The sequence below is a fragment of the Bacillus sp. HMA207 genome (assembly GCF_003402455.1).
GTDB lineage: Bacteria > Bacillota > Bacilli > Bacillales > Bacillaceae_G > Bacillus_A > Bacillus_A cereus.
In genome coordinates, this window is the sequence record NZ_BEZT01000001.1 from 3,688,450 (window position 1) to 3,701,034 (window position 12,585).

Below are 12,585 nucleotides of genomic sequence, written 5' to 3' on the forward strand. Positions count from 1 at the left end.
ATAATTCCTGTACCTCCATATGCAATCAGAATAAATAAAAACAAAGTTGAAGGGGAGCGATCACATGTATTTCGGAAGCAAAGGTTGGTATGTAAAAGAACTTAAAAAATTAGGTATCCGTACTTATGAAGGTAAAAAACTAGAATCTTATCGTACGCATGTGTTATCTAGTTTACTTGAGAGAATGAAGAGAGCTTCGGCTTAATAGAATAGCAAGAAGTAAACCTGAATATTGGTAAATGATAAAAAACACCTCCTAAATTCGCATACTAAGTATGCAAATTAAATGGAGGTGTTTTTATTAGTCTCACTTTTTCAGGGGCGCTTCAGTTTTCATAAAATATTTTTTGTTTCCGCTGAAACGGATAAGTTTTAATCTCAGTTGCATCTAAATTTTCATGGAATAAATGAATAGCTATAATTTGTCTACAATCGTAAGTATGGTAATAATATGTTCCAGACTCCATACACATTGCACTTGTATAGATCGTATTATCTAATATACCGTCTTCTGTTATTACTGCCCCCTTAGGAACCTCACAGTTTGATAAAATATGAAAAATAGCCGATATCCCCTCTTCTTCGTTCTCTATACTTTGAATGTTTTGTTTGCCATATGCTGCCCGTACAAATCTTGATGGCGGAGTGAAATCTCCAGGAAGCCCCATCGTTCCTGAACCTTGGCCAAAAGCACTTAATGGTACATCTCCCCACTCCGTTGGCGCAAATGGCTGCGATTTAAGACCAATATATTGTCTTAAATTTTGTAAATGCCAATTAAACTCGGGACTATTAGTCATCACTCCTAGTGGATTGTCATACATTTTTAGTCCATCAGTTGTCGGCTCAAGTACAATACAATCTCCCCATTTATCTGCTAAAATCCAATGTAGCGGCGGAGCAATTCCTAAAACTGGTAATGGTATATCTATAAGAGAAATGTTATCAACAGATTTTTTTAACTCTTCAACAGAATTAAACTGCGTGAGGCTCCAAGCTACAAAATCAAATGGCGCTAAATTCGTTTTATTGTTATCTATACTGTTACTATAAGTAGCGAATCCCGGGAAATAGAGAGTAGCACACGTCATACCAGCTTCATTTACTCCGTCCGCCATAATGACCCTTCCTTCATGATTAATTCCCATTCCGACAACAGCCTTTTTCGCTCGGATCGTTTCACCAGTTATATTATTCCACTGATAACGCCGAGGGATGATTATTACTTCCTGATTCATATCTAATGTGAAATCCATTGTTCTTGCAAAAAGATGTTGGAAATTTTTAGTTTGTAACGTCAAACTAGTACACATGAAGAAATCCCCCCCATTTCATAGTTATATACACATTTTATAAAATTCTGATAAATACGTAAATTAAAAACCCTATTTATCACTAACAAAATAACCACCCAAACTAAAAATGCTATAATAAACCCAATGAAACTAAGGGGGCAAATTACTTTGCTTGGAACATGCATTCAATTTCATAAGTTTGGCAATCCAAAAGACGTATTACAAGTTGAATATAAAAATATAGAACCACTAACAGATAATGAAGTTTTCGTTCGTATGCTAGTTAGACCGATTAATCCATCTGACTTAATTCCCATCACTGGAGCGTACGCACATAGAATCCCTTTACCTAACATACCTGGCTATGAAGGTGTTGGTATTGTAGAAGATGTAGGAGCTTTTGTTTCTAGAGAGCTTATCGGTAAACGTGTGTTACCGTTACGCGGGGAAGGTACTTGGCAAGAATATGTGAAGACATCAGCTGATTTTGTAGTCCCTATTCCTGATTCCATTGATGATTTCACAGCGGCACAAATGTATATTAATCCCCTTACAGCGTGGGTTACTTGTACAGAAACGTTAAACTTACAGCCTAATGATGTTTTATTAGTGAATGCTTGTGGATCCGCTATTGGACATCTATTTGCGCAGTTATCGCAAATTTTAAATTTCCGATTAATTGCTGTTACAAGAAATAATAAGCATACAGAAGAATTACTGCGCCTTGGTGCTGCATATGTAATTGATACTTCCACTACCCCGCTTTATGAAACAGTTATGACATTAACAAACGGCAGAGGTGCGGATGCTGCAATTGATTCCATCGGAGGACCGGATGGAAATGAATTAGCTTTCTCCTTACGTCCAAACGGGCATTTTTTAACGATCGGTCTTCTATCAGGAATACAAGTGAACTGGGCCGAGATTGTCATGAAAGCAAAAGTACACGCAAACATATTTCATTTACGACATTGGAATAATGAAGTGTCACCATATAAATGGCAAGAAACGTTTCGTCACTTAATTCGTTTAGTAGAAAATAAGCAATTGTGTTTTATGACGGTACATTCTACGTATGACTTAGCAGATGTGAAAGCGGCAGTTGATGTTGTGCAATCTGCTGAGAAAACGAAAGGGAAAGTGTTTTTGACGAGTTATTGAATGCAATTGAAGACTCTATTTTGATTGATTTTTTTATGTCTTATAAACCTAATTTTGATATCCCGGCTTCAACTACCTAAAAATAACATTTTCAACAGAACTTATATTGGTTATCATAAAAGCGAACATAACAGGAGATGAGCAGATGAATATGAACGAAAAGAAATCTTTTTCAAAAGTTTCTCGGCGGAAATTAGTCGATGAAGTATTGGAACGTCTACAAGAGAAAATCTTTTCTGGCGAGTATGAAGTTGGTGATCGCCTCCCTACAGAGCCGCAATTAATGGAAGAGCTAGGGGTAGGACGTTCAACGCTGCGAGAGAGTATAAAGATATTAGTACATGCTGGCGTATTAGAAGTTCGACAAGGACAAGGCACTCGTATTGTCTCATTAAATACAACGCAAGATTCATTTGAAAAAAGACTGCAAGCAGCTAATATAAATCATGTGTATGAAGCACGAAATATGTTAGATAAAGAAGTAGCGATGTTAGCGGCACAGCGCCGAAGCGAAGAGGATCTTTTATATTTAAAAGGACATTTGAATAAAAGAAAAAATGCCCTTCAAGAAGGAAATTATGTAGCATACATAGATGCAGACATTCAGTTTCATCTAGCCATTGCAAAGGCGAGCAAAAACGAAGTTCTACTTGATTTGTATCAATCTTTCGTACCTGCCCTTCGTCACATTTTAAGCCAATTCATATTACATACAGCGAACTATGAAGATAACTCTGACATTCATGAAAAGTTATTCCAAGCGATTTTAAAACAAAATACTGAAGAAGCACGAAAATACGCTGTTCAAAATTTGGAGCTGAAATAAGCTCCTTATCTATTACACAAAAACATCAGATGATATACTCAATAACATCTGATGTTCAAGAGAGGAGAAAATGAAATTGAAACATCAAGAACGAACTTATTTGTATATACTAGCGCTATTTTTTGTTTCTATTAATTTACGTATCGGAATTACATCTGTTTCACCTGTATTAGAAACAATCCGACAAGACTTAAATATAAGCAATTTTTCCGTTAGTTTTTTAACAGCTATTCCTGTTTTTTGTATGGGGACATTCGCCTTACTGACTGGGAAGGTAATTAAGAAATACGGGGCAGAAAAATCAATTATGGCTTGTCTTATTTTAATTGGCTTGGCAACATGTATAAGGGTCTTTACCTTTTCTATTTCCACATTATTCGCGAGCTCTTTATTTATCGGTATTGGAATTGCACTTGCAGGCCCGTTATTATCAGGTTTTATTAAAGAAAAATTCCCTACGAGAATCGGCTTAATGATTGGCATATATTCAGTAGGTATGGGTACTGGTGCTTCTTTAAGTGCAGGATTAACGATTCCTTTACAACATGTATTAAAAGGATCTTGGAATATGGCACTCGCTTTTTGGGGTGCACTAACTATTATCGCCATTATATTTTGGTATCCCGTTATGAAACGAAAGAAGAATACGAGTACACAAAATAAAAAGAATAATAGCTTACCTTTAAGAAATAAAAAAGCATGGTTGTTCACAATCTTTTTCGGACTACAATCAGGAATATTTTACTCTATTACGACTTGGCTTGCGCCAGCAAATCAAAGTATGGGTGTGAGTAGCGAGCAAGCGGGTACTCTTATAACTGTTTTTACAGTGATTCAAATGATATGTAGCTTTTTAATTCCAACATTAGCGGATATTTATAAAAACAGAGCACTTTGGTTATTAGGAAGTATATGCTTTGTACTCGTAGGTTTATCGCTTATGATTTACCCACTAACTACACCATGGACCCCTTCTATTTTACTAGGGATCGGGCTCGGCGGCGTATTTCCACTCGCTCTTATGCTGCCACTATATGAAACAAAAACTTCAGAAGATGCAAGTGCATGGACTGCTATGATGCAATCAGGAGGATATATTATGGGCGGATTCATTCCTGTCCTAGCTGGAATCGCTCGTGACTATTTTGATAGTTATACGCAAGTTTTTATTATAATGGCACTTTTAAGCTTAATTTTACTCCTATTAACTTTAGTCATGAATAAAAGGAGAAGAAATGCAGAAGACCTTCTCTCCGCTTAAATTTAAAATGTTAATATATGGTATAATTTAATTAAAAAACGAAAGGAGCTTCTAACATGTGGTTCATTTCGACAATTTGGCCTATTATACTAGTCGGGTTAATTGTAGTATTTGTAATAAAAAGATTGGAACATAAATATAAGCACGGCAAATTGGGTAAGAAAAAATCAAAAGAGGCTCAACTGTTATTAGACAGTTTAATACCTATAGGAATGCTTGTCGGCTGTATAATTGGTTTGATTTCCGGCATGTTTTCCCCAGATTTCTCACTACTTTCAATTAGTTTAGGATCCGGAATAGGCTATTTATTTGGTTTTTTTGCCTATGAATTTTATAGCAAGGCAGGAAACAATTTTTGTTAATCCAAAAGGAATAAGCGGGACAGTACATAGTAATCATATAAAATATGTAACTGTCCTTTATTTTTGCATCAATGTTATCAATTTTTCTTCCACATCCTATACACCTTTTTTATTGATGTTTCTCTCCTCTTTCTTTCGCATATCCGCTTTTTTGTTCTTCTCGGCTCTATAACCAAAGTAAAGTAGCGCACATGTAGTAATAGAACCTACAATGTATCCTAAAAAGCCTCCTAACCAAAACATAAAAATTGCCTCCAATCCATTATAAATTTTATGTAGTAGACATCTGTAAACCGCTCTCGGTACCTCCGTTTTTTATTACAGATTGGAAAATCCCCTTAACTATTCCATCCATGAACATTCTGTCTTCTCTATTTTGATTATTATCTATAAAATTATTTATACCACTAATTCTTCCATTATCTCAAATAACAACTTTATTATAAAGTTTGCACTCACATTACATATATGTAGCATCACTGTCTCTTTTTCATTTTACCCTTGCAACTGGAGTTTACTTCTACAACTTAAAAACAAAAAACCCCCTCAAAGCATAAACTTCAAGGGGTGAGCCTGTTTTTTATTTACTTATATACGTACAGCTGTACCACTTACAGCAACCATTAACATTCCATCACGAACTACTTCGTAATCTACGTCAATACCAACGATAGCGTTCGCACCTTTTTGTTTTGCAAGTTCTTTCATTTCGTCCATTGCGATATCACGAGCTTCTTTTAGCTTGCTTTCGTAAGAACCAGCACGACCACCGACAACATCACGAACGGAAGCGAATAAATCGCGGACAATATTTGCACCCATAATAGCTTCACCATTTACAATATCGATATACTCAATAATTTCTTTACCTTGAATTCCAGACGTTGTTGTTACAATCATGACTGACACTCTCCTAATAAGTTGTAGTTTTTTAATGCGCTTTCTTATGTCTTTATTATGACACAGAAAAAATATCTAATCTATTGAATTACCTTACAGGAGTGTGACAATTTTGTAAGAATAAAACCCCCATTATGTTCAATAAAGCGCTTTAACATTTGGGTACATAAACGATTCTCTATTTTCTTTCCAATCCTTTTCTACTTCTTTAAACGTTGGTCGCCCTAATTCTTTATTATTTTCATGTTTACTAAACCATTTTTTCACATACTGATCTCCATTTTTATTTTGAACTGTGCAAAGGAAACTATTACTACTATCCTTTAATATTTTTACGATCACGAAAAGACACCTCTTCCTTCTCAATATCATAATAGAACTTGATCTTTTACTATAAGCCCTTCCTCTCTTATAGTCATACGACTCCTCGGCCGCGCCAAAGTTGTAAGATCAAAAACGATATTCACTTTGTTTACATTTTATTTAAAGAAATCAGAGTTATAAGCATTATGCTTATCAAATATTTTATAGATTTCTAACTTATCATCTAATTTTGCATCTACTAAAATTAATATATTTCCATCGTAAATATATTCTTCATACTTTTTAGCATGGTCTTCAGGGATTCCTAAGCCGATAAATGCTCCTATTAAACTTCCAGCTCCTCCGCCAATACCGGCTCCTCCAATAGCTGCTGCGATTGGTCCTGCTGCTACAATTGGACCCATTCCAGAAACGGCAAGTATACCAAGACCTGTTAATAAACCTCCGAGTCCGCCTGCTACTCCTCCAGCTACAAGCCCTGTCGCTGAAAAGATATCTGCTTTATGTGCAGTTTCGCTATTCACTTTTTCACCCGATTTTTCTTCTAGATGTTCAATTTCCTTTTGATCTTTCGCAATAGCTGAAATGTTATCTGCTGAGTATCCTTTTTCATTTAATTCATTAATAACGAGTGCCGCATCATCAATGGTTCTAAAAACACCTACTATTTTTCTATCTACATTCATAACTATTAACCTCCTAAAGTTTTATATAATGTATCTTTATTTTTCTTCATTTCTGTATACACTAATTTTCTTATTAACATAACCATTTACGAAAAAAGCGAATAGTAAAAGCACTACAAGTGAACTACTTAACAAGTAAATTAAATCAAATGTAATATTAATCATCATTTCATTCATGTATACCAGGCTCCTTTTTATTTAAAGTAAAAGTATATTTTGATAGACTAATCTACTAAACATAGACATCTTACAATTCATCTTCAGTCAATCTCTTTGTAGTATATGTATACCCTTCCTAACCTTTTCTAAACGTAAAAAACTATAATTATATTTTTTCTTATTTATATGTTTAACATTTTTTAAAACGGGTATGTTTATATTGTTATGCTTACTATATGGAAAGGAATATTACGATGAACGCCATTCACTCTACTACTATTTCTTATAATGAAATACCTACAATAACGCAGATTCATCATTTTTATGCTTTAATGACAACATTTCAAACGAATGTATTTATAGGTAAACACGGAGCACTTACTTCTATTAAAAACTTAAGCACTCTAGTATCCTTTTTCCTTAGTGTAAAAAAGAGAGAGCTTGTATTATTTATCTTTGAAGGAATAGATGCAAAAAGAGCTTTAAGAACACTCTTTCCTTCTTAAAAGTTTTGTTATCCCCTATTCCCTCGATTGTTACTTTTCATATATAGTTTTATATTTCAAAATGATTTCCTCTATTAAAAAAGAACCCCCTAATACAATAGGGGGATTTCTAGTTTAGCCTTATGAAAACTGATATAATATATATTACGTTTTTCATTCTTTAAAATAGAAAAGTTTTAATAACCTTGAAGGTAGGAATTTTTAATGAACTCGAAAGCAAAATTTAGTATTCGCTACAAAATTATGGCTGGTTATTTAGTTATCATTTTGTTCTTACTTGTTTCTTTCATTATGTTGAACAATGAGATTTCTAATTTACAAAAATCTCGTAATTTTATTATTGATCACGATTTTAAAGTTCTCAATTTAACAAATCAAGTGGAGAAAGATTTACTAACAATTGAAAATAAAGCGAAAGGGTTTATCATTTCTAATAATCCAAATTACGTACAATCTCTTAATTCTGCGGAAAAGGATTACGAAAAGCATTATCAAAATCTTTTCTCATTATTAGAGGATAACCCATCTCAGCAAGAAAAATTAAAACAGATTAACGAAAACATTACTAGTTGGATCAATAAAGAGATTCACCCACTCATTACAAATCATAATAGTAATAATGTACAAACAATCGACACGACTCAAATTCAGTCATTACAGTCACAGGTAACTAACTTCCGTAGCACTGAGGAGCAATTAACGAAAAAAAGAGCAGCACAATTAGATACTGAAAATAATAAATTAGAGATTTGGTTATACAGTTTATTGTTCTTACTTTCTTGTATTTCTATTATCATTTCACTCTATATTTCGAATTCCATTACAAAAACGATTAAAAATGTAATTCAAGCTATTAAATCCATTTCTTCTAAAGAAAAAATCACGGAAAGAATTCATGTAAACACACGTGATGAAATAAAAGATCTTGCTCATACAACGAATCACCTACTAGACGAAATATCGAAAAGAGAGTGGTTACAAACGGAGCTTGCAGAATTAATTTTAATGTATCAAGGTGTATCTTCTATTGAGATGTTAGGTAACAAAATTCTTAGTGGAGTGATACAAAAAACGCAAACTTCTTGCGGTGCATTTTATGTACGTGAAGAATATGAAGAAACTGTCTACTATGTGAAAAAAGCTTCTTTCGCCGATCAAGGTGCTGATATTGGAAAACAATCCATTCAAATGGGTGAAGGTTTCATTGGACAGTCTGCCTTAGAAAAGAAAAGTTTTATTCTCAGGGATATACCCGAAGAGTTTCGTTATGTCACTAGTGGCGTATTAGAAATACGTCCTAAAAATTTACTAGTCATCCCTATCTTATTTGAGGATGAAGTAATCGCAGTAATGGAGTTAGTAAGTGTAACTGAGATTTCAGATTTACATCAAGATTTAATTCAACAAACCGTTGATAATCTAGGTTTAACAATCCATAGTATTATGGGACGTATGCGAATTCAAACTCTTTTACATGAATCACAAGCAATGACAGAAGAGTTGCAAGTTCAATCAGAAGAATTGCAAACGCAAGCGGAAGAACTACAAATGCAAGCAGAGGAATTACGAACAACGAATGAACAATTAGAGTCTAGAACTGAAGAGGCTGAGCAGAAGACAGCTGACTTACAAATTACTAAATCAGAATTAGAAGAAAAAGCAAGCGAGTTGTTACGCAGCTCAAAATACAAATCTGAGTTCCTAGCAAATATGTCACATGAATTACGCACACCATTAAATAGTATTTTACTATTATCTGAAATGTTAAGAGAAAATCATGATAACAATTTATCCGACGATGAGATTGAATTAGCAACTGTCATTCATTCATCAGGGAAAGACTTACTTACTTTAATTAATGACATACTAGATTTATCTAAAGTAGAAGCAGGCAAACTAGACATCATTTTTGAGGCAACGAACATAAGTGACATGGCAGCCAATATGCATCAAAACTTTTTACATATAGCTGCACAAAAAAATGTCGAATTTACTATTGAGGACAGTGATACGATTCCTGATCTGTTTTATACAGATGCAAAACGGATTGAGCAAATTATTAAAAACTTATTATCCAATGCATTTAAATTCACAGAAAAAGGATCCGTTTCTTTACATTTTGATTCGATAGAAACAACCAATTTGAGTCATGATATGCAGTCTATAAGTAAAGATTGGATTACAATTTCAGTAAAAGATACTGGTATTGGTATCGCTAAAGAACAGCATCAACTTATTTTCGAAGCCTTTCAACAGGCAGATGGAGCAACGATTCGAAAGTATGGTGGTACAGGATTAGGTTTATCTATTTGTAAAGAGTTTGCGAGATTGTTAGGTGGTTGGATTACGTTAGAGAGTAATGTAGGAGAAGGTAGTACTTTCACGGTATATATTCCTAACCTTCCAAATGGATTACATGATATACAGTTATCCAATTTAGAAGTCGCAGCAACGATAGAAGATGTTATTCCTGCTGAAGTTGTTGAAGAAACTATCGTTACTCCAGAAACAAATAACGTCTTCCAAGAGAAAACAATTTTAATTGTCGATGATGATCATCGAAATATATTTGCGTTACAAAATGCATTAAAAAAACAAAATGCCAACATTATTACTGCCCAAAACGGCATAGAGTGTTTAGAAATACTACAAAGCAATACAAATATTGACCTTATTTTAATGGATATTATGATGCCTAATATGGACGGTTATGAAACGATGGAAAATATCCGAATGAACTTAGGGTTAAATGAAATACCTATTATCGCATTAACTGCTAAAGCAATGCCAAATGATAAGGAAAAATGTTTATCTGCTGGCGCTTCAGATTATATAAGTAAACCATTAAATCTACATCAACTCTATTCGGTAATGAGTGTATGGTTAATAAAATAAGTGAGGTTTAGTTGGAGTGGAAAATAAGTATTATAATTTTGATCCATCAGTAGATACGGATGAGCGCACGAACTTAGAAATTGAATTACTATTGGAAGCGGTATTTAAACTATCAGGATTTGATTTTCGCCAATATGCTCGCACATCTATTTATAGAAGGATTTGTAATCGAATGCAGCTCTCTAATATCCCAACCATTTCAAAATTAATTGAAAAAGTAATTCACGAGGAAGGGGTTTTAGAACAGTTATTAAATGATTTCTCAATTAATGTAACTGAGATGTTCCGTAACCCTGCCTTTTTTAAAGCGCTTAGAGAGCATGTTATTCCTGAATTAAAAAAGCATCCCGAAATTAGAATTTGGCATGCTGGATGCGCAACTGGTGAAGAAGTATTATCAATGTCCATCTTACTTCACGAAGAAGGATTAAGTGAAAAGTCGGTTATTTACGCAACAGATATGAATACAAATGTGTTAGAAAAAGCAAAACAAGGTATCCTCCCGTTAAATAAAATGCAAACTTATACGAAAAACTATTTACAAGCTGGCGGTACACAAGCGTTTTCTAACTATTATTCAACAGATAATCGTTTTGCTTATTTTAATCCATCACTTTTACAAAACATTATTTTTGCACAGCATAATTTAGTAACCGATCAATCTTTTAACGAGTTTCATATTATACTTTGTCGTAACGTTTTAATTTACTTTACAAGTAAACTTCAAAATCAAGTGCAGCAACTATTTTATGAAAGCTTAGGTCACAATGGTTTTCTATGTTTAGGGAATAAAGAAACTCTTCGTTTTTCAAATATAATGCCGCATTATACTCAATTTAATCCTAGCGAACAAATTTATCAAAAAATACAATAAAAAGCGTATGAAATCCTCTGTTTGGATTTCATACGCTTTTTATTTCGCATTCGTTTGTATCATAATGAGACACATATCATCTGATTGCGCTTTCTTTTGTTCTTCCTTGTAAAACCCTTCTATCTCGCCTTCTAAATCTCCCCATTTTCTTTCTGTAAAAGTACGTAATTTCTCTTCAGCCTCAAATTCATCATTTGCAATTGCTTCAAGAACACCATCTGTAAACAATAGTATTTGAGCGTTCTTCTCAAAAGGTATAACTGTCTTTTTAACTTTTATTTCATCAAAAAATCCTACCGCACAACTCCCGCGATCTAGTTCAACTACATTTGTTTCATCAACTAAAACATATCCAGAAGGATGCCCTGCATTTACATATTCAACTGTTCTATCTTCTGTATTAACAACTAAGTATATGGCCGTAAAATAATAGGGAATATTATCATTTTCATTATGTAAAAGGGTCATATATTTATTTAATTCTTTAATAACAAGTTCTGGATCAATTAAACATTTAATCGTTTCACGTAATACAGACGAAATAAACATGCAAACTAATGAAGCAGATACACCATGTCCCATCACATCTAATAATATAATACCGTAGCGATTTTCATCGATTTTATACCAATAATACATATCTCCAGCTAGTTTAAATGAAGGTAAGTAACTTGCTTCAATTTTTATATGATCTTCTCGTAATGGGCTACTTAATAAGTTTCTTTGTACTTGCGTAGCTAAATCTAGTTCATTCCGAAGATTTTCTTCTTGTTCTTTATGCCAATTTAATTCCGATTTCAAGCGTAACGCTACACGCATACGTGCTAATAGTTCAACTTTATTTATAGGTTTCGTAATATAATCCATTGCCCCCATATCAAGAGCTTCGGCCAATTTATTTGCATCCTCTAAAGCTGTAACAAAAATAATAGGGATATCTTTAAACTTCTCCTCTTTTTGTAATCGCCTACAAACTTCAAGTCCATCAATTTCAGGCATCATAATATCTAATAATATTAAATCAATTTCATTATGCCTGGAAGAATCTTTTCCAAACTGTATGTATTCGAAGAGCTCTTGTGCAGAATTGAGCGATACAAGATCATGATATCCGGCTTGTTTTAAAATCTTCTCAATTACAAATATGTTAACCGGATTATCATCAACAATTAAAATGGACACAAGTTATTTCCCCTTTTCTTATTTAAAATGTAAATCTATTATTATTTTCTATTTTTCTAGTATTACATACTCAGTTACAAAATGAAAATTTCTTACTCAAACATATTTATACAACAAAAGAACAAACCCCCAGAAATAGGAATTTGTTCTTTCA

At 33.5% G+C, this 12,585-nt stretch carries 15 protein-coding genes; 8 read left to right on the forward strand and 7 right to left on the reverse strand.

Annotated elements, in window-relative coordinates:
- Window positions 1–64 precede the first annotated feature (64 nt).
- Window positions 65–205 carry a YflJ family protein gene (locus tag HMAS_RS19050; RefSeq protein WP_000273537.1) on the forward strand — a complete coding sequence of 47 codons (141 nt, stop codon included), beginning with the start codon at window positions 65–67 and terminating at the stop codon, window positions 203–205.
- A gap of 121 nt (window positions 206–326) precedes the next feature.
- Here HMAS_RS19050 and bsh read toward each other — a convergent pair whose 3' ends face one another.
- On the reverse strand, window positions 327–1,313 hold the full coding sequence (gene bsh / locus HMAS_RS19055) for a choloylglycine hydrolase (RefSeq protein ID WP_116344957.1): 987 nt from the start codon (window positions 1,311–1,313) through the stop codon (window positions 327–329).
- Between the two features lie 150 nt (window positions 1,314–1,463).
- On the opposite strand from bsh, the gene HMAS_RS19065 reads away from it, so the two are divergent.
- The 4 genes from HMAS_RS19065 (at window position 1,464) to HMAS_RS19080 (ending at window position 4,905) form a co-directional block, all read left to right on the forward strand.
- The gene (locus HMAS_RS19065) at window positions 1,464–2,456 is read left to right on the forward strand and encodes a zinc-dependent alcohol dehydrogenase family protein (RefSeq protein WP_097862466.1); all 993 of its coding nucleotides are present in this window, start codon (window positions 1,464–1,466) and stop codon (window positions 2,454–2,456) included.
- 145 nt (window positions 2,457–2,601) lie between these two features.
- Complete coding sequence (locus HMAS_RS19070; RefSeq protein ID WP_098391982.1) at window positions 2,602–3,282, forward strand: FadR/GntR family transcriptional regulator; 681 nt, start codon at window positions 2,602–2,604, stop codon at window positions 3,280–3,282.
- Window positions 3,283–3,352: 70 nt separating this feature from the next.
- On the forward strand, window positions 3,353–4,543 hold the full coding sequence (locus tag HMAS_RS19075) for a CynX/NimT family MFS transporter (RefSeq protein WP_098391981.1): 1,191 nt from the start codon (window positions 3,353–3,355) through the stop codon (window positions 4,541–4,543).
- Between the two features lie 56 nt (window positions 4,544–4,599).
- The gene (locus HMAS_RS19080) at window positions 4,600–4,905 is read left to right on the forward strand and encodes a hypothetical protein (RefSeq protein ID WP_098400417.1); all 306 of its coding nucleotides are present in this window, start codon (window positions 4,600–4,602) and stop codon (window positions 4,903–4,905) included.
- A gap of 96 nt (window positions 4,906–5,001) precedes the next feature.
- On the opposite strand, the gene HMAS_RS27790 is transcribed toward HMAS_RS19080, so the two are convergent.
- The 5 genes from HMAS_RS27790 to HMAS_RS27795 form a co-directional block, all read right to left on the reverse strand.
- A complete protein-coding gene (locus tag HMAS_RS27790; RefSeq protein WP_000498642.1) occupies window positions 5,002–5,148 on the reverse strand; it encodes a hypothetical protein in 147 nt (48 codons plus the stop codon).
- Between the two features lie 345 nt (window positions 5,149–5,493).
- Complete coding sequence (locus HMAS_RS19085) at window positions 5,494–5,805, reverse strand: YbjQ family protein (protein WP_000637510.1); 312 nt, start codon at window positions 5,803–5,805, stop codon at window positions 5,494–5,496.
- A gap of 138 nt (window positions 5,806–5,943) precedes the next feature.
- Window positions 5,944–6,147, reverse strand: coding sequence for a DUF4028 family protein (locus HMAS_RS19090; protein WP_065223399.1), 204 nt, complete (start codon window positions 6,145–6,147; stop codon window positions 5,944–5,946).
- Between the two features lie 137 nt (window positions 6,148–6,284).
- A complete protein-coding gene (locus tag HMAS_RS19095) occupies window positions 6,285–6,815 on the reverse strand; it encodes a general stress protein (protein ID WP_001100100.1) in 531 nt (176 codons plus the stop codon).
- Window positions 6,816–6,851: 36 nt separating this feature from the next.
- Window positions 6,852–6,992 (reverse strand): hypothetical protein, encoded by a 141-nt coding sequence (locus tag HMAS_RS27795; RefSeq protein ID WP_001004571.1) that lies wholly within the window; start codon window positions 6,990–6,992, stop codon window positions 6,852–6,854.
- A 236-nt stretch (window positions 6,993–7,228) separates the two neighbouring features.
- On the opposite strand from HMAS_RS27795, the gene HMAS_RS19100 reads away from it, so the two are divergent.
- The 3 genes from HMAS_RS19100 to HMAS_RS19110 all read left to right on the forward strand — a co-directional run bounded on the left by HMAS_RS19100 (window position 7,229) and on the right by HMAS_RS19110 (window position 11,249).
- Entirely contained in the window at window positions 7,229–7,480 is a 252-nt protein-coding gene (locus HMAS_RS19100) for a hypothetical protein (protein ID WP_116344958.1), read from the forward strand.
- Window positions 7,481–7,684: 204 nt separating this feature from the next.
- Window positions 7,685–10,375 carry an ATP-binding protein gene (locus tag HMAS_RS19105; RefSeq protein WP_098272484.1) on the forward strand — a complete coding sequence of 897 codons (2,691 nt, stop codon included), beginning with the start codon at window positions 7,685–7,687 and terminating at the stop codon, window positions 10,373–10,375.
- A 16-nt stretch (window positions 10,376–10,391) separates the two neighbouring features.
- The gene (locus HMAS_RS19110; protein ID WP_000429036.1) at window positions 10,392–11,249 is read left to right on the forward strand and encodes a CheR family methyltransferase; all 858 of its coding nucleotides are present in this window, start codon (window positions 10,392–10,394) and stop codon (window positions 11,247–11,249) included.
- 39 nt (window positions 11,250–11,288) lie between these two features.
- Here HMAS_RS19110 and HMAS_RS19115 read toward each other — a convergent pair whose 3' ends face one another.
- Window positions 11,289–12,431, reverse strand: coding sequence for a fused response regulator/phosphatase (locus HMAS_RS19115; protein WP_000025520.1), 1,143 nt, complete (start codon window positions 12,429–12,431; stop codon window positions 11,289–11,291).
- Window positions 12,432–12,585: the final 154 nt, after the last annotated feature.

Coding starts and splice junctions, on each gene's coding strand:
- HMAS_RS19050 (WP_000273537.1), top strand. CDS start 65: ATGTATTTCGGAAGCAAAGGTTGGTATGTAAAAGAACTTAAAAAATTA.
- bsh (WP_116344957.1), bottom strand. CDS start 1,313: ATGTGTACTAGTTTGACGTTACAAACTAAAAATTTCCAACATCTTTTT.
- HMAS_RS19070 (WP_098391982.1), top strand. CDS start 2,602: ATGAATATGAACGAAAAGAAATCTTTTTCAAAAGTTTCTCGGCGGAAA.
- HMAS_RS19075 (WP_098391981.1), top strand. CDS start 3,353: ATGAAATTGAAACATCAAGAACGAACTTATTTGTATATACTAGCGCTA.
- HMAS_RS19080 (WP_098400417.1), top strand. CDS start 4,600: ATGTGGTTCATTTCGACAATTTGGCCTATTATACTAGTCGGGTTAATT.
- HMAS_RS27790 (WP_000498642.1), bottom strand. CDS start 5,148: ATGTTTTGGTTAGGAGGCTTTTTAGGATACATTGTAGGTTCTATTACT.
- HMAS_RS19085 (WP_000637510.1), bottom strand. CDS start 5,805: ATGATTGTAACAACAACGTCTGGAATTCAAGGTAAAGAAATTATTGAG.
- HMAS_RS19095 (WP_001100100.1), bottom strand. CDS start 6,815: ATGAATGTAGATAGAAAAATAGTAGGTGTTTTTAGAACCATTGATGAT.
- HMAS_RS27795 (WP_001004571.1), bottom strand. CDS start 6,992: ATGAATGAAATGATGATTAATATTACATTTGATTTAATTTACTTGTTA.
- HMAS_RS19100 (WP_116344958.1), top strand. CDS start 7,229: ATGAACGCCATTCACTCTACTACTATTTCTTATAATGAAATACCTACA.
- HMAS_RS19105 (WP_098272484.1), top strand. CDS start 7,685: ATGAACTCGAAAGCAAAATTTAGTATTCGCTACAAAATTATGGCTGGT.